Annotated in this window: 22 protein-coding genes, 1 tRNA gene and 1 pseudogene; 7 read left to right on the forward strand and 17 right to left on the reverse strand. The window is 63.0% G+C overall.

The features are described from left to right. Nucleotides 1-120: 120 nt before the first annotated feature. Complete coding sequence (locus tag BcanWU425_RS20440) at nucleotides 121-996, reverse strand: DMT family transporter (protein WP_204511266.1); 876 nt, start codon at nucleotides 994-996, stop codon at nucleotides 121-123. Between the two features lie 151 nt (nucleotides 997-1147). Between BcanWU425_RS20440 and BcanWU425_RS20445 the strand changes: the two genes are divergently transcribed. Then, nucleotides 1148-1546: a RidA family protein gene (locus BcanWU425_RS20445; RefSeq protein ID WP_204511265.1), complete on the forward strand. Its 399-nt coding sequence runs from the start codon at nucleotides 1148-1150 to the stop codon at nucleotides 1544-1546. Nucleotides 1547-1598: 52 nt separating this feature from the next. Here the strand turns inward: BcanWU425_RS20445 and BcanWU425_RS20450 are convergent, their stop codons facing one another. The 3 genes from BcanWU425_RS20450 to BcanWU425_RS20460 all read right to left on the reverse strand — a co-directional run bounded on the left by BcanWU425_RS20450 (nucleotide 1599) and on the right by BcanWU425_RS20460 (nucleotide 3221). Further along, the gene (locus BcanWU425_RS20450) at nucleotides 1599-2144 is read right to left on the reverse strand and encodes a hypothetical protein (protein ID WP_026233473.1); all 546 of its coding nucleotides are present in this window, start codon (nucleotides 2142-2144) and stop codon (nucleotides 1599-1601) included. Further along, a complete protein-coding gene (locus BcanWU425_RS20455; RefSeq protein ID WP_018457970.1) occupies nucleotides 2089-2433 on the reverse strand; it encodes a hypothetical protein in 345 nt (114 codons plus the stop codon). The genes BcanWU425_RS20450 and BcanWU425_RS20455 overlap by 56 nt, the downstream gene beginning before the upstream one ends. A gap of 200 nt (nucleotides 2434-2633) precedes the next feature. Beyond that, on the reverse strand, nucleotides 2634-3221 hold the full coding sequence (locus BcanWU425_RS20460; protein WP_018457969.1) for a formyltransferase family protein: 588 nt from the start codon (nucleotides 3219-3221) through the stop codon (nucleotides 2634-2636). 187 nt (nucleotides 3222-3408) lie between these two features. On the opposite strand from BcanWU425_RS20460, the gene BcanWU425_RS20465 reads away from it, so the two are divergent. After that, nucleotides 3409-3696 carry a hypothetical protein gene (locus BcanWU425_RS20465; protein WP_204511264.1) on the forward strand — a complete coding sequence of 96 codons (288 nt, stop codon included), beginning with the start codon at nucleotides 3409-3411 and terminating at the stop codon, nucleotides 3694-3696. 337 nt (nucleotides 3697-4033) lie between these two features. Next, nucleotides 4034-4270 (forward strand): hypothetical protein, encoded by a 237-nt coding sequence (locus tag BcanWU425_RS20470; RefSeq protein ID WP_026233472.1) that lies wholly within the window; start codon nucleotides 4034-4036, stop codon nucleotides 4268-4270. Nucleotides 4271-4273: 3 nt separating this feature from the next. On the opposite strand, the gene BcanWU425_RS20475 is transcribed toward BcanWU425_RS20470, so the two are convergent. The 4 genes and pseudogenes from BcanWU425_RS20475 to BcanWU425_RS20490 all read right to left on the reverse strand — a co-directional run bounded on the left by BcanWU425_RS20475 (nucleotide 4274) and on the right by BcanWU425_RS20490 (nucleotide 7438). Then, entirely contained in the window at nucleotides 4274-4576 is a 303-nt protein-coding gene (locus BcanWU425_RS20475) for a hypothetical protein (RefSeq protein WP_026233471.1), read from the reverse strand. Nucleotides 4577-4667: 91 nt separating this feature from the next. Continuing rightward, nucleotides 4668-6715: pseudogene (locus BcanWU425_RS20480) on the reverse strand (acetoacetate--CoA ligase). A gap of 118 nt (nucleotides 6716-6833) precedes the next feature. Beyond that, nucleotides 6834-7061 (reverse strand): hypothetical protein, encoded by a 228-nt coding sequence (locus tag BcanWU425_RS20485; RefSeq protein ID WP_018457964.1) that lies wholly within the window; start codon nucleotides 7059-7061, stop codon nucleotides 6834-6836. 155 nt (nucleotides 7062-7216) lie between these two features. Next, complete coding sequence (locus tag BcanWU425_RS20490) at nucleotides 7217-7438, reverse strand: hypothetical protein (protein ID WP_018457963.1); 222 nt, start codon at nucleotides 7436-7438, stop codon at nucleotides 7217-7219. A gap of 141 nt (nucleotides 7439-7579) precedes the next feature. Between BcanWU425_RS20490 and BcanWU425_RS20495 the strand changes: the two genes are divergently transcribed. Then, nucleotides 7580-8689, forward strand: a complete 1110-nt coding sequence (locus BcanWU425_RS20495; RefSeq protein WP_026233470.1) for an AI-2E family transporter — start codon at nucleotides 7580-7582, stop codon at nucleotides 8687-8689. A 145-nt stretch (nucleotides 8690-8834) separates the two neighbouring features. Then, on the forward strand, nucleotides 8835-9221 hold the full coding sequence (locus tag BcanWU425_RS20500) for an NUDIX hydrolase (protein ID WP_026233469.1): 387 nt from the start codon (nucleotides 8835-8837) through the stop codon (nucleotides 9219-9221). A 1-nt stretch (nucleotide 9222) separates the two neighbouring features. Here the strand turns inward: BcanWU425_RS20500 and BcanWU425_RS20505 are convergent, their stop codons facing one another. The 4 genes from BcanWU425_RS20505 to BcanWU425_RS20520 form a co-directional block, all read right to left on the reverse strand. Continuing rightward, complete coding sequence (locus tag BcanWU425_RS20505; RefSeq protein WP_018457960.1) at nucleotides 9223-9516, reverse strand: hypothetical protein; 294 nt, start codon at nucleotides 9514-9516, stop codon at nucleotides 9223-9225. 104 nt (nucleotides 9517-9620) lie between these two features. Further along, nucleotides 9621-9848 (reverse strand): hypothetical protein, encoded by a 228-nt coding sequence (locus tag BcanWU425_RS20510; RefSeq protein ID WP_018457959.1) that lies wholly within the window; start codon nucleotides 9846-9848, stop codon nucleotides 9621-9623. 133 nt (nucleotides 9849-9981) lie between these two features. Then, nucleotides 9982-10224, reverse strand: a complete 243-nt coding sequence (locus tag BcanWU425_RS20515) for a hypothetical protein (RefSeq protein ID WP_007590794.1) — start codon at nucleotides 10222-10224, stop codon at nucleotides 9982-9984. 321 nt (nucleotides 10225-10545) lie between these two features. Beyond that, complete coding sequence (locus tag BcanWU425_RS20520) at nucleotides 10546-10716, reverse strand: hypothetical protein (protein ID WP_018457957.1); 171 nt, start codon at nucleotides 10714-10716, stop codon at nucleotides 10546-10548. A gap of 489 nt (nucleotides 10717-11205) precedes the next feature. Here BcanWU425_RS20520 and BcanWU425_RS20525 point away from each other — a divergent pair, with 489 nt between their 5' ends. Continuing rightward, entirely contained in the window at nucleotides 11206-11868 is a 663-nt protein-coding gene (locus BcanWU425_RS20525) for a hypothetical protein (protein ID WP_085384044.1), read from the forward strand. 178 nt (nucleotides 11869-12046) lie between these two features. On the opposite strand, the gene BcanWU425_RS20530 is transcribed toward BcanWU425_RS20525, so the two are convergent. Next, nucleotides 12047-12406 carry a hypothetical protein gene (locus BcanWU425_RS20530; RefSeq protein WP_143273397.1) on the reverse strand — a complete coding sequence of 120 codons (360 nt, stop codon included), beginning with the start codon at nucleotides 12404-12406 and terminating at the stop codon, nucleotides 12047-12049. Nucleotides 12407-12567: 161 nt separating this feature from the next. Between BcanWU425_RS20530 and BcanWU425_RS20535 the strand changes: the two genes are divergently transcribed. Next, the gene (locus tag BcanWU425_RS20535; RefSeq protein WP_085384046.1) at nucleotides 12568-12774 is read left to right on the forward strand and encodes a hypothetical protein; all 207 of its coding nucleotides are present in this window, start codon (nucleotides 12568-12570) and stop codon (nucleotides 12772-12774) included. Between the two features lie 83 nt (nucleotides 12775-12857). Here BcanWU425_RS20535 and BcanWU425_RS20540 read toward each other — a convergent pair whose 3' ends face one another. The 4 genes from BcanWU425_RS20540 to BcanWU425_RS20555 form a co-directional block, all read right to left on the reverse strand. Continuing rightward, nucleotides 12858-13040, reverse strand: a complete 183-nt coding sequence (locus tag BcanWU425_RS20540; protein ID WP_018457954.1) for a hypothetical protein — start codon at nucleotides 13038-13040, stop codon at nucleotides 12858-12860. Nucleotides 13041-13348: 308 nt separating this feature from the next. Beyond that, nucleotides 13349-13732 (reverse strand): hypothetical protein, encoded by a 384-nt coding sequence (locus BcanWU425_RS20545; protein ID WP_085384048.1) that lies wholly within the window; start codon nucleotides 13730-13732, stop codon nucleotides 13349-13351. A 100-nt stretch (nucleotides 13733-13832) separates the two neighbouring features. Beyond that, nucleotides 13833-14201 carry a hypothetical protein gene (locus tag BcanWU425_RS20550; RefSeq protein WP_204511263.1) on the reverse strand — a complete coding sequence of 123 codons (369 nt, stop codon included), beginning with the start codon at nucleotides 14199-14201 and terminating at the stop codon, nucleotides 13833-13835. A 674-nt stretch (nucleotides 14202-14875) separates the two neighbouring features. Continuing rightward, a tRNA-Lys gene (locus tag BcanWU425_RS20555) sits at nucleotides 14876-14951 on the reverse strand. Nucleotides 14952-14964 lie beyond the last annotated feature (13 nt).

Genomic DNA, 14964 nt, shown 5'->3' on the forward strand with positions numbered 1-14964 from the left:
AACGGCAGTTCGTCGCGTTCAACCCGCTGCTGTGTGGCAGAATGTGCACGATGGAATACCCTTCCAACGTGATCTAAATCACACGGCCACTTGGTTTTGTCGCGCGAGGCGGCGCGAGGTTCAGCGTGCGGGAGCAGGATCCGCCGGAGCTGGCTTTAGATTCAGGAGATTGCCGAACAGGATCAGCGCGGCGCCGACCACCGTCCAGGTGTCAAGCCGCTCCGAATACAGCAGCCAGCCAGCGGTCGCGGTCAATGGAACTCGCAGGAAATCCATGGGAACGACGATGGTCGCATCCGCATAGCGCATCGCGCTGGCGAGGCAGTAGTGCGAAAACGTGCCGCAGACGCCGATCACGCCAACCCATGCCCAGACATAGGCGGAGGGCCACGTCCAGACGAACAGCGTCGGAATGAAGCCTGCGACCGATTGCACCACCAGCATCCAGAACAGGATCGACAGTGCGCTTTCGGTGCGGGTCAGCGATTTGACGAGCACCATGGACACGCCAAAGCCCAGCGCGGCGCCTAGTGCGATGAGTTGACCGGGATTGATTTCGCCGGTGGCGGGTCGGACGATGACGATCACACCGAAAAGGCCAAGCGCGATGGCGGCGATCTTCCACGGCGTCATGCGCTCGGAGAGGAGGCTCGCTGCGAGCAGCGCCGTCCAGATTGGCATGGTGAACTCGATAGCCACCACTTGGCCGATCGGGATCAGCGTGAGCGCGAAGAACCAGCCGAGCTGCGCAACATAGTGCACCAAATTGCGCCCGATGTGCTGCGGCAGGCGCGACGTCCTGAGCACTTTGAAGCCGCCGGCCCGATAGATGATCGGCGAAAGCAAAAGGAATCCTAGCAGCGAACGCACTTCCATGATCTGAAATACATTCAGCTCGCGCGTGGTCTCGCGTCCGGCGACCGCCATGACCAGCATCAGCGACAGCCAGCCAGCCATCCACAGGGCAGCCATCGTTTTGGACGGTGTCGTGTTCATCGGCGCGGGTGTGAGAGGCGAGGGTCTTGAGGGAAGGCCGGTATCGGCGACATCCTCGCCGTTTGCAACGGTCAAATCTGCCGGTGCAGCGATGCAGGGCGCCGTGCTAAGGCATCAGTGAACAACGAGAACAATCGGGAGATCTTCGCTCATGCACATCTTGCAGCCGGCCGAGTGGAAAAAACCGCGCGGCTTTTCCCATGGTGTCGTGGTCGAGGGGCCGGGCCGCTGGGTGGTGCTGGCCGGGCAGACCGGCGGCGACGAGACCGGCAATTACGTGCCTGACATGGCAGCGCAGGTCGGGACCGCGCTGAAGCGGATCATCAAGCTCCTGGGCGAGGCCGGCGCCAGCCCCGAGCATATCGTCCGCCTGACCTGGTACCTGACCAGCCGCAGCGAATATGAGGCAGCCGGGGCCGGCATCGGCGCGGCCTGGAAGGAAACGCTGGGGCGCAATTTCCCGCCCTCGACCTTGCTCTACATCGGCGGCCTCGTGGATGACCGGGCCAAGGTCGAGATCGAGGTCACGGCGTTCGTGCCGGGCACATAAAAAATCGACCCGGCGAGATCGCCGGGTCGATTGTCAATCTACTCGTATCGGCTTAGCGCGACAGCGAGATGTTGGCGCCGCGGAACTGGCTGTCGGCGCGCATCGTGACGTTCTGCTTGTTGCCGGACGTCTTCAGCGAAATGTTGGCGTTGAAGCCGGCAGTGGAGGCGAGCAGCTCATAGTTTCCGCCGGCCCCGCGACCCGAAAGGGAGCCGCTGATATTACGGCTGGCCTCGGACCAGCTGCCCGCGATGGCGCTGCCTTCAGCCTTGACGTTGGCGCCGAGGTTGAACTTGTAGGCGTCGCTGGCGCAGGTCAGAGACAACTCCATGGTCGGTCCGATCGGAGCGTATTTCGCCCGGCAGCGGATCCGTTCGGTCGAGCCGTCATCCAGGGTGACCGTGCCTGAGCCGCTCCAGCTGCCGGCCAGCGGGGCGAACGGGCCCGACTGGGCCTTGCTCTCGGAGTTTGCAATTCCGGCGGCAAACATAACGGCGGCCGCGATCAGCAGCCGCCGGCCCACACCGCTCGTCACGATTTTTCTATTGGCGCGATGCTTCCCACCGCCCGCTGCACGGTATGCCTGCAGATGCTCCATTCCACTTCCCCGATCCGGCGTTGCCGCTGAGTTGACCGTTGGCATATGCACCATTGATCGAAACTTTCACAAGTCCCCCGCTGCCGATGGTGCCGGAAACGTTAGCGCCGGGCGCGGTGATCTTGCCGTCGGCAACCGTCAGCAAGGAGCTCGCGGTCGGCTCGCAGGTGCCGCTCTTGGTGACGATGGTGACGTGCCAGTTGCCGTCATAGGGGGTCTGGGCAAAGGCGGGCGCGGCGAGGGTGGTAACTGAGGCGGCACAGAACGCCGCAATGCGAGCAAAACGCATAAAATCCGTCCTTGAATTTGTCTGATATGCTGACCCTTATTCGGGCCAAATGTGACGGAAATTTGGTGCAGTGCCAAATCGAAAATTGTTCCTGCGGGAACAATGGTTTATTTGGGTTTCAAGCTGAGATTCTTGAAGCAAAATCAATGCCCCGTCACGTTAAGAGTAAACGTCAGGAGATCGACTCAGGATAAAGGGCCTCAGGAAAGACTTGGCGCTGAAGTCGCGAACTGCTCGTCTTGAGTCTTGGACGGCAGCGCCTTGTGGACCTTGGCATAGTCGATCACGTCGGCCAGCAATTTGAGCCCGAGCGGGGCGAGCGCGCGCTCCCACAGTTCCCGCGCCGTCTCGCCCTTCTTGACGAAGCACCACTCCTGGGCCGCAATGGCGCCAGCGTCCATGCGGTCGGCGAGGTGATAGATCGTGCCGCCGGCGATCGGATCGCCTTCCTTGATGGTCCATTCCACGGCCGCCTTGCCGCGGTGACGCGGCAGCAGCGAGGGATGATAGCCGATCCCGCCCAGCTTCGCTGCCTCAAGCGCGTCCTTGCCGATCCGGGCGTGGCTGTGCGCGGTGACGATCAGATCGGTGTCGGGGGCGATCTCGGAGGCCACCACCAGTTTGGGATTGGCCTGGACCACGACGTCGATGCCCGCCGCCTTGGCTGTTGCGGCGAGACGATCCTCGGCGTCGGCCACCACGACGCGCACGATCGAGACACCATGCTCCCGGAGCATGTTCAGGGTGGTCACGCCGAAATGGCGGGAGCCGACAAGAGTAATGCGCATGGGTGTCCGATCCGTCTCGCAACTGCGTCATCTCCCGATAACACGTCCGGACGTCCTGTCACCACCCGCGCTGAGTTTGCGCCGGTTATCAACAACGCGCCGGGCGAGGCTGCGCGATGAATTCCGCGATTGCGGTGTCGGCCGGTCCGGTGCTTCCATGCGCATGGCATCGGCTCGGAGTGAACGCATGCGGAGCGCGTGGTTTGTCCTTCTCGCGACCTTGGTTGCAACCACTTCGGCGCGCGCTGGCGGACCGCCCTATCCCGTGGTTCCGCCCGAGGTCGGGGTGGCGCCCTTCATCGGCCCGACCTGGGACACCTATCGCTGCGCGGAAGGGCCGGTCACCAATTTTTATCACGGCGCCTATTACGGCCAGGAGCCGCCGGCGCTCTATCGCGGCTACGCGTACCGGCCGCATTACCGCTACAGCGCCTACCGCAGGCTGCCGCGCAAATATTTCTGCGTCACAGACTAGCGTTGCCACGCCGCCACGGTGGTGCGGCGAGTGCCGACGGCCGGTTCCTGTGTTTCGTTTTTAACAGAGAGACCCAGGATTTGCCGTTAGAACGTGGACCGACCGGGGCTGGCGACATTTCAACCCGCATCCGTTTTCGAACCCGGATTTGGCCGCTGGCGTGATCGCCAGCGGCTTTTTCATGCTCGGCCATCACGAAATCATCTGACGGTAACGTGATCTCAACCAGCTTGGCGTATCGACGAATCCGTCGCGGATTTGTATTGCGTACCGCGACACCGAGATTGTCGCGCCGGCGCGGGTGCGCCGTGCGGGCTTTTTCGCCGGGACCTATTTCATGCCGAGCGCGATTGAGCAGATCGTCGACGTCTATGTCCGGCTGAAGAACCGGCGCGGCCTCGACGAGCTGATGATGCACAGGCAACGGCTTGCAGTCGATCTGAAGAGCAGGTCCGGCTACGACTTCAGCCTGCCGATCGGCCAGATCGACGAGGAGATCGCGATCATCGAAGCCGGCCTCAGCCGGCTCAAGTCGGGCGATATCGCCGCGACGGACGACGGACGGCCAGTTTGACGTTCAGTCGCGCCGGCCACCGTCGATGACGGTGAACAACGGCCGCGCCTGGGTCGGCTCGACCAGCAATTCCTCCACCAGCGCGGCCGCCGCATCGACATATTTGCGCGTCGGCTTGTCGAGGGGACGCGTGGCCTCGTCGTCGAGCGCGACCTTGGCGGCCTCGACCAGCTTGCGCATTCGCGCCGCGTGGTCATCGCCCGCCGTCAGCGTCGCGCGGGCCAGCGAGCGCAGCACGAACAGCTCGCCCTCGAGGCGGAGCAGACGGTCGTTCAGCCTGGAGAGGACGGCGTTGAGGTCGGCCATGGCGCGCGTTCGTTGCGGAAGATGCATCCTGCTCTAGCGGCGATCGGTGAACGGAGTCCAAACGGCATCGGCGCAATTGCGGCGATCTCCCTCAAGTCTCGCTCCGCGCCAGATAGTCGCGTGCGAAGGCGAGATACCAGTCGAGGCAGGCGGGATTGGCCATCGCCTCCCGGTTGATGACCTTCTCGACGGGCTGGCCGAGCAGCAGCTTCTTGATCGGCAGCTCCTGCTTCTTGCCCGAGAGCGTGCGGGGAATTTCGGCGACCGCAAAAATCTCGTTGGGCAGGAATCGGCGCGAGAGGCCGGCCTCGATCGCCTTGTTGATCTTCGCCTGCATCGCGCCGTCGAAGGCGACGCCTTCGCGCAGCACCACGAACAGGGGCATGTAGCTGTCACGGCCGAGATATTCGAGATCGACGACGAGGGAATCCAGCACCTCCGGCAAGCCTCGATCGCGGAATAGAGTTCGCTCGTGCCCATGCGCAGGCCATGCCGGTTGATGGTGGCATCGCTGCGGCCATAGATGATGCAGGAGCCGTCCGGGTCGACCTTGAGCCAGTCGCCATGCCGCCACACCGGCCCACGGCCGGTGCCGTCGAAATTGTCCGGATAGGTCTCGAAATAGCTCGCGCGATAGCGCGCACCGCCCTTGTCGTTCCAGAAATAGAGCGGCATCGACGGCATCGGCTCGGTGCAGACGAGCTCGCCGACCTCGCCGATGACGGCGCGGCCCTGTTCGTCAAAGGCTTCCACGGCAGCACCCAGCAGACGGCACTGCATCGCGCCCGGCGTCTGCGGCAGTTCGCGATTGCCGCCAATGAACGCGCCGGCGAAATCGGTGCCGCCGGAGATGTTGGCCCACCAGATATCGGCCTGCGCCTTGCTGCCGTTGGTCTTCGACAGGCCAGCGAAGCGGTTGTTGAACCAGGCTTGGGTGTCGGCGCTCAGCGGAGAGCCGGTCGAGCCGAGACATCGAAGCTGTGAGAGATCACCGGCGGCGACGAGGTCGACCTCGGCCTTGGCGCAGTTGGCGAAGAACGCGGCGCCCGCGCCGAAGAAGGTCGCTTTCGACTGCGCGACGAAGCGCCACAGCGTGGTCCAGTCTGGCTTGTCCCTGGCGCCGCCGGGGCTGCCGTCGAAGATGCAGCAGGTGGTGCCGCTGAGCAGGCCGCCGACCTGGCTGTTCCACATGATCCAGCCCGTCGAAGAGTACCAGTGATAGCGCTCGCCGAACGAGGTCTCGTGGTAGGAGCAGCCGAGATCGTTGTGCAGTCCGAGCAGCGCCAGCACCACGATGACGATGCCGCCATGGCCGTGCACGATCGGCTTCGGCAGGCCGGTGGTACCGCTGGAATAGACGATCCAGAGCGGATGATCGAACGGCAGCCAGGCCGGCTCGAACGCGTCGATCTCCGCGCCGGTTGTTGCGCTAATTTCGGAGAGCAGGGCGTCGGCCGCTGCGGGCGCGGCGGCCTCGCTGTGCAGGATGACGTGCTCGACCGTCGGCAGCGACCGCCGCAGCTCGGCGAGGACGTCTTTGCGATCGTGCCGGCGGCCGGCATAGGTGACGGCGTCGCAGGCAATCAGTACTTTCGGTTCGATCTGCTTGAAGCGGTCGATCACGGCGGGCGCGGCCATGTCGGGCGCGCACAGGCTCCAGATCGCGCCGATGCTGGCGCTCGCCAGGAATGCGATGATGGTCTCGGGGATGTTGGGCAGATAGGCGGCGACGCGGTCGCCGGGCTTGATGCCTTTTTCTTTCAGATGCAGCGCGAGCGCAGCCGCCTTGCGCCGCAGCTCCGGCCAGCTCGTCTCGCAAAGCCTGCCGTCCTCGCCACAGCTGACGATTGCGGGCAGGCCGGCGGCGTCAGCCGCGTCCACGTGGCGGAACACCTGCCGGGCATAGTTGACCTGCGCGCCGGGAAACCAGAGCGCGCCGGGCATCTTGCGCTCGGTGATCACGGCGGCAAACGGCGTCGGCGATTGCAGATCGTAATAGTCCCAGATGGCGTGCCAGAACCCGTCGAGATCGCGCACCGACCATTGCCGCATCTCCTCGTAGCTGTCGAAGTTGAGGCCGCGCTTCTCGGCGAGCCAGGTGCGGTAAAGGGCGATCTGGGGAACGAAGGGTGAGGTCATTGCGTGTCGGCTTCAGTTGCGGGGCGGAGAGTTTAACCGTTGCCGCAGAGTAGCAGAAGCCGCAGTTCGGGCAGGGGGCGTTGACGGGAGTAGCTGGTCTGGGTCCGGTGGAAGCAGTCTACCCGCCGGCTCCGGCCCAACGCCTTCCGAACACGGGTGGCTTGGTTTTCACCGCTTCCCAGCCGAAGAAATGATGTTTGCCGGACCATGTGTGCACCACGCCGCTGCAGATGCTGCACTTGAAGGTGCCGGAATGCGCTTCGGCGTGCTCCTCCCTTGTCGCCGTGTAGTTCATGCTGCAACCCGCGCAGGTGAATTCTTCGATCGTCCAGATGGTATTGGCCATTGCACCGAAGTGGTTTGAGGGACCTCGATGGAAGCGTAGGTGCACGCCTTTGCATCGACGTAAACCGGTCGGCCGAAATCCGGTTAATCACCGTTAGCCAAGCCGGCATCACGTCGCGCACCTTGCCGGCGCTCGCCCACGGCGCCGCCGCAAGATCAATCGCCGGTCCGGATGCTTCGCATGTCCCGGTCGATGCACATCTGCACGCGCCTGATGGCGAGCAACGGCAGCCTGCCTTGCACGCGCCCGGTGCGGGCCCTGTCGCCGACGGCATAGGCGTAGCGCCAATAGCCCGGTGCGCCGTTTGGCTTCAGCGAAAAGCGGATGCCGCGGTGAATTCCCGCGTGTGCGACGGGCTCTCTGGGGCGGCGTGCCATCGTCTCGGAATGCAGAATGGCCCGATGCGTTCCTAATCGCCGGCTCGTGCCGGCCCGGTCGTCTTGACGCCGGGTGCGCGGCTGGCAATAACGCGGGGCCGCGCAAGTGCCGGAACCCGCGTCAATGCCGCAAGGAAAGCCGTGCCCGTGAAAAGTCTGCGTCAGCTCCTGACGGGCGAGGACATCATCCAGCTCGTGATCCGCGTCGGCCTGCTCGGCCTGCTGATCATCTGGACCTTGCTGATCATCCGCCCCTTCGTGCCGATCCTTGCCTGGAGCGGCGTGCTCGCGGTCGCGTTCTACCCGGCCTTCAGCTGGGTCGCCAAGATCCTCGGCGGCCGGCCCAAGACCGCAGCGGCGATCCTGACCCTGATCACGCTCGGCATCGTCATCGGTCCTGCGACCTGGCTCGGGATCAGTGCAGTGGACGGCGTGCGCGAGCTGGCGCACCAGCTCGGCACCGGCGACCTCGCGCTTCAATCGGCGCCGGAGCAGCTCAAGTCGTGGCCGGTCGTTGGCCCCTGGTTATTCGACCTCTGGGAGCAGGCCTACAACAACATCCGCGCAGTGCTCCGCGAGGTGGCGCCGTATCTCCAGCCGCTGGCGGGACCGCTCTTGTCGCTCGCGGGCGATGCCGGCGTCGGCACGCTCCAGTTCCTGGTCTCGGTGTTCGTGGCCGGCTTCCTGTTTCCGCACGGGCCGCGGCTGGTTGCGGCCGGCCGCGGTTTCCTGTTTCGCATCGTGCCCGAACAGAGCGAGCATTTCCTGGGGCTCGCGGGCGCGACCATCCGCGCCGTGGCGCAAGGCGTGATCGGCGTCGCGATCGTGCAGGCATTGCTCGCCGGCATCGGCTTCAAGCTTGCCGCGGTGCCGAGCGCCGGCCTGCTCGCCTTCATTGTGCTGCTGCTCTCGATCGTGCAGATCGGCGCCTTCCTAGTGCTGCTGCCGGTGATCATCTGGATCTGGACCGCCAAGGACGTCACCACCGCGCTGCTGCTCACCGTGTTTCTCGTCCTCGTCGGTTTCCTCGACACCATGTTGAAGCCGCTGGTGATGGGGCGCGGCCTGACCACGCCGACCATCGTCATCTTCGTCGGCGTGATCGGTGGCACGCTCGCCCACGGCATCGTCGGCCTGTTCATCGGCCCGATCATCCTGTCGGTGGCCTGGGAGATGATGATGGCCTGGATCAGGACGGAGGACCGGGCAGAGGCGGGGGCAAGGGCGGGCACAGCGGCGGGCGAGGGCTGATCTGGCGCCTCGAACGGCGGGATCGGCCTGCCGGGTTTAATCAGATCTGACGGCCTTGGCCCGGGTGATCAAGATCCATCCGGAACTTGTCTATCCGACTAGACAAGTTACCATGGGCTCGATTCTATTTTCGATTACGGCGGACATGGCGAAGTCTTCCAAACTGGTTGCCGCCAAGCGCGGCAAGGTATTGTTGGTCAGACGCCGGTCGGACGGCCTGTGGATGTTTCCGGGCGGCCGCAAGCGCGCGCGCGAGTCCGACAAGGACTGCCTGCGGCGGGAGATCAAGGAAGAGCTGCCCAAGCTGAAGCTCGGCCGGATCAGCCTCTGGAAGGAAGTGACGGCCAGGAACAAGCGTTCCGGCCGCAAGATGAGCGACGCGATCTTCATCGCCAAGGGCGCCAAGGGCAGGCTCGCGATCGGCGACAAGCACGAGATCGACCGCGCCGTCTGGCAGAAGCCGCGCGGCATCCGCCTAACGCCGACCTCGCGCTATATCCGCGACCGCCTGTTTCCGCGGAAGCGCGGGTGAGCTAGGCCTCCTCGTCGTCCTCCGACGAGAGCTGTATCCGTCCGGTGTGGGCCCGCGAAAAATTGGCGCGCGGTTGCGGCGCGGACATTCTGGCCATTTCGGCTTCGCGCTGCTCCTTGCGAGCCTTGCGCGCGCGCTTCATGGCCTGCTTGACCTGAGGGTTCGGTGAATCCTCCGCGAAGAACAGCACCACCTCGCAGCTCGGACATTGCCTGGAATAGCCGTCCTGCAACCGTCCCGCGCGGTCGCGGAATACGGTCTTGCAGCGCGTGCACTGAATCTGGACGAAACTCATGCGCGGTCGATCGACAATGACTGATGAAAATGGATCGTCAGGTGATCCCAAATGTCTGAAGAAAGCTTGAACGCGTCGGCGACACCAAGCCGCTCGATCAGGCGCTATTGCTTGGCCGCCATCGTGTCCAGGCAATGGTTGAGATAGACGGTGCGATCCCTGGGCAGCACCTTCTCGAGATCCGCCTTCAGCGCGCATTCGCGCTGCCGCATCTGCTCGGCCCGCCGCTTCTCGGCCGCCTCGCGATATTCGGGAGCAACCTTGTTGGGATCGACGAGAGCCTGCGAGCGGGCGGGAGCCGTCACGGCGAGTGCAATGGCGGTGATGATCATGAACTGTTTCAAATGAGCCTCCGTAAAAGGCTCATCCTAGCGCTCGGGCGGCGAGGGCTCAAACGGCAAGTTCGCCGAGACGCCCGGCAGCCCAGTTGATTCAACTACCTGAAGTTGGGACTCGTGACGTCCGTCACTTCGGGACGTGGTCGATCTTGTGGCCGAGATGCCCGGTGTCGTGATCGCGCCGCAACTGGCTCAGCGATGTCTCGTTCAACTGATGCAAGACCTCGCTGAGTTCAGTCGTATCCGGATAACCGGCAGCAAAACCCTTGCCGTAGATCTTGCGCAACGTACCGACCAGCGTGTTGCCGTGCTTCTTGCTGATCGCGCCATCCTTGTCGCGGTGGCGATGATCCAGGCCCGTGTCCTTCATGGCTTTCTCCCTGAGCGGCGTCTGCGCGCCTGGAGAGAGCGTGCTCCCAAACGAGTTGATTGGCAACGGCACGGCGCGCGGCAGTTGAGCCTCGTCAAGATGTGGAAAGATCGAAGGCCGTGTGAAGCAGTTCACAAGCGATGGTCGAGATCGCTGCTACGAAGGCCTCATTGCTTGACCGATTGATATTTTGAAAACGCCCCAGCGCTCCACCAGGCGCTGGGGTTTTCACGTCGATCACCGCCACGGCCAGAGCGCGCGGCGCGCGATCGGTCGGGTGCTTTTCGAATGATGCCGAAGGCTGGTGCCGAAGGCGGGCGACTACGCGGCTTGCTCCTCGAACGAGGTGTAGACCTGGCCACCTGGACCGATCACCTGAACGCCCCAGCACCCGTCGGCGATGAGCTCCTTGGCCTTCTTGAGGGCGGCGGCGAGTGACAGCCGCTTGAGGCTGACGATTCCTGCCGTGTCGAAACCGCTGATTTCAAACATGCCGCTCCTCCCTGTTTTGTCGAATCCTACACTTTTTGAGCGGGTTGTCTCGCGGCTTTTGGGACAGGGGCCCGGCGCACGAGCAGGCGGTGGCCAAAATCGCGAAAACAACCCCATGCACAGTAGCTAAGTCCCGCTGGCGCAACGCTTTCTTTTTGGCACATGGCGGTCCTGCATCCGGCGGAGACGCCGGGTTGATGCGTCGGGCAAAACAGGGGTAGTCTGCCAACTTCGGAAAATCCGCTTCGGGCCAGGGCGGCTTCCCGGGATCGGGAGGAGCTCGCGCACCGGCCTGCCTGTCATGACCCTCGCACGACCCCGTAGTCGGCCGGGGGTGGCGGGGTCTGCAGCAGGCCGCGGCCGCTAACGTGGAATTAAGCTGAAAAGCCCACAATTTTAGACAGTTGTAGATGGGTGCTGCGTAAGGGAGCTGTCGCGAGGACGTTCCGGCGACGGCTTCCTGTTGCTCGCTCATTTGGGGTCAATGCCATGACCGCGACTTTCGAAACGCAAGGCCTTGTCGAACAGCTCGACCCTGCAGCACTGGCTGCGGCCATCGCCGCCGGCGAACCCGCAAGTTTGGACGCTCCGGAACCGATCAAGCGATCCAGCCGGACGTCCGTCATGGCGCTGTCGGTGTGTGCCCTGGCCATCAACGGCGCCGCGGCGATCTACACATGGCCGTCCGGCCTGCCATCGCTGAATCTGAGCAGCCTGGCTGATCTGCTCCCGCGCCAAGAGGCTTCAGCGCCAAAGCCGGATCCGGTTGTCGCGGCCTTGAAGGATATTCAGTCGACCCAGCAGCAACACACGGCTTCGCTGCAGGAGAGCAATCAGGCCTTGCAACAAAACGCGGCTGTGCTGCAGGCGGATTCGATGGTGCTGCTTTCGCTGCGGCAGAGCATCACGGACGAACGGGTGGATGTGAAGAAGGTATCTTCGCAGCTGTCCACGCTGATTGCGAAGATCGACTCGCTGCAAAATGCCATGATGTCGGACGTCACGTCCTCGGTTCGAAGAGCGCATGCGCGCTATGGACTGTCCGCAGCGATGCGCAAGCGGATGGTTCGGCAGTCGAAATCTGCAGGTCCCGTTTCAGTTGGAGGAGCGCCGTTGAGCGTGCCTGCCACAGTTTCGGGCCCGGAGAGCTGAAGATAGGGTCAGGCAGGTGATCTGAGACTTTGTCCGCGCTCACTTGGCGGGCTCACGTGAGCGCGGCTTTTTACCCGACTTGGAACTACGGAATGCTGGTGACAGTGCTCTCCGGCACTGTCACCGCGAATCCTAAGAAGCGATGATCAGGGGCCCGCCGGTTTGCCCTGAGGGTCTTTCAATAGTAGCGGCGCCTCGGACGGCGCTCGTAATAATCATCGCCGTAATAGCCTTGCCGGCCCTGTTGAAACTGCGGCGGAACCGTTCCGGTCGGGTAACACTGGCCGTCGCGGGTATCGATATCGGCACCGTTTCCGCAAGGAACGGGATAATGGCCATAGCCTCTACCGCCACCATAGTACTGCCGTGCGGCCTGTTCTTGCGGCGGCAAGTAGCCGTTGGGGTAGCACATGCCGTCGCGGGCGCTGACGTCCCAGCCGTGGCCGCACGGCGGTGGGTGCACAGGGACACGGTATTGAACCTGATGAACCTCACCGAGCTGTAGAGCCAGCAAGGTTGCGACAACTGCACCGATCATCGGACTTCTCCCAATCGCACTATGCCTACGCCTGAGCGGCTGAATGATCGCTGAACGGGTTCACGCCGGCGATCTTAACCTCACTTTAGGAAATCGTTGTTCGGCGGCCTGCCGTTGGATATAAAGGGAGCCGCCGTTAGCGTCAGTTGCGTCCGTGAGTCATGATTACCTATAAGCAGTACCATATCCAGCAAGTCGAGCACGGCCCCAAGCGCTGGGTTGCTCGCATCACGCGGACAGACGGCCAAAACATCCGCACGATAATGCCGGCGACTGAGCGTCCCTACCTCGACACGAAGCCGACAACGTCCGCCGAGGAAGCCGAGGCGCTTGCCAAGGAAGGCATCGACTTCGGCGGCGTGGTGTAGGCCGTCGTCGGGGTCGACTGACATTCGTTCGCGAACTCGCCGGTGGCTTCATCCGCCTCCGCAGCCGGCTTTTCACCCAAGAACTATTGTGGCTCGGTTGGCTTGTCTCGCTCATGGCTCTCGGCTTCGGCGGCCGCGCACGCATCCATGCCATGGCATTTGCTCAGATAGTACCGAGCGCCTGCGAAGATCGAGCAAACAATCACCACGGAAACCAGCAGGAAGATCATCCACCGTCGGTTCAACATTCCCATGACCTTCTGCACCCGCCATCCGACGCGGCCCGTTCGCCTGACCGGCCCAGCCAGGCGAGGCGAAGGGTCGATAAGCTCAAATCAGACCTTGTGCTTCGGATTCAGTCTAGCCTCACGCTCCAGCCGCTCGGACTTCAGGCGTTTGAGGTTCTCCTGAAACTCCGGAGTGGCTTGGCTGTCCGCTATTGTCTGTCTCGATCCTATCGGATTGAGGGTCCTTCGATCGGCTTCGTCCGCGACTTGTTGCGCGGCCGACCGTTTGGGTTTGATCATTTGCTTTTTGCCTTCAGGCGAGATTGACCAGGCGGGCGCCGGTCAATTCATTTTCGATTTGGCCGGTCGCGTCGAACATTCTGGAATTCCTCGGGTCCCTTGACGAGCCGCCGCTTGCGGCTGGCCTGGTCATCCGGGCTCGCTTTGTTGTCTTTGAGCTTGTCGATCGCATTACCCGCCATTTCCCGAGCCCGCTCGGACGAGGCCTTGGCGGTAGACGTAACCGCGAGGGCGGGGGCGGGTTTGCCCAAGCCAATATCAACCAGCCGACGGATGGATTCAGAGCGAGCCGGAGTGTCTTCCTGCCCCGACGCCCATGCGTCGATCTGAGCGACAGTCGCCTCCGGCCAGCGCGTGCCGATCTGGACGCCTTGACCAGTAGCGGGGCGGCCGCGATGCTTTTTGGCACGAATCTTTTTTGCTGGTTTCATTTTATTTGGTACCAAAAAATCATGCCGAAGGGAAGCGCGAACTTCCGACGGCTGTGCCTGTTTAGTGCACTGGCACCGCAATCCCCACGCAACATCACGATCACAGATTGAACTCAGGCGGCCCCCGTAGAGGAAGCGCCAGTTGTACAGCAAAAGGTCGGGAAGCATTTGCTTGGACGAAGGCCTGCAAGGCCGGCGTGATCTCGCTACTCGTGACACGCTCGGCAAGCTCATCTGCGATCTCGCTGGTGGCATCGCGAGACCAGCCCTCGATGGCGTTGAAGGCGACGATACGGACGGGATACGCGTACTGCCCGGAGAGTAGGTCGCGGATGATGGTCTCGACGTCGGTATCCTGCTCGTCGGCCTCGCGCCAGGAGCAGCCGGCGCGCGCGCCGAAGTCTTCCAGTACCAGGTAAATCTCCCGGTCGAGCCGATCCAGCGGCACAATCGACGGCGCATGACGCATGACGCAACTCCTACTCAAGAGGAGCAATCGTTCGACTGTCCGTTCGTTCCGCCCGGAACTCAGGCCGATAGGCAAATGAAAGAGGCGGACGTTTGAGAAGCGGCCTTACTTCTTTGGCAGAAGTCCCAAGACGAACCATTGAGCCGGAAACAGTGGAAACAGCAGCGCTCCCCAGATGAACCAAATGCGCCTAGACCGGCCTCTCTGTGCCGCGAAATTGGCGGTCACGCGCCCACACCACATCATCAGGGTGACAATGACAAAGCCAAACATGATTGAGGCAAGCATGGAGTGGCTCCTGCCGATGGTCCGTTGGTTATCATATAGGATTGGCCTGTCGCCGGGGAGAGAGCCCAAATCAAGATTGCGCGCTTAAGGCGGGGACGACCGGCGCCGCCTTAATTTACTTGTTCTCTGGCTCCGGTGACGAGGCGGAGCCCGGCGTGCGGGACGTCGGCACCGTCTGAGAGAGCGGCAACTGAGGCGGCCTATTTGGGGCGGAATGGCTTTGGGCACACCAGTTTTCCGGAAGAGTCTCGTCGGCAAGCGCCGACATCAAAGCGCCGCTCATTTGCGGCGGCAGGACGCGTCAGCAGCGGAATTCCAGCTGCCGACACAGTGCCGACATGGAGCTTTCTGTCGAAGTTGCGTTTGGGATTACTGCTTCATTGTGTTGGTGAGCGCGCTGGGGCTCGAACCCAGGACCCCGTGATTAAAAGTCACGTGCTCTACCGGCTGAGCTACGCGCTCCCATGGCCGCTGA

The sequence above is a fragment of the Bradyrhizobium sp. WU425 genome, from assembly GCF_021052305.1.
Lineage (GTDB): Bacteria > Pseudomonadota > Alphaproteobacteria > Rhizobiales > Xanthobacteraceae > Bradyrhizobium > Bradyrhizobium canariense_D.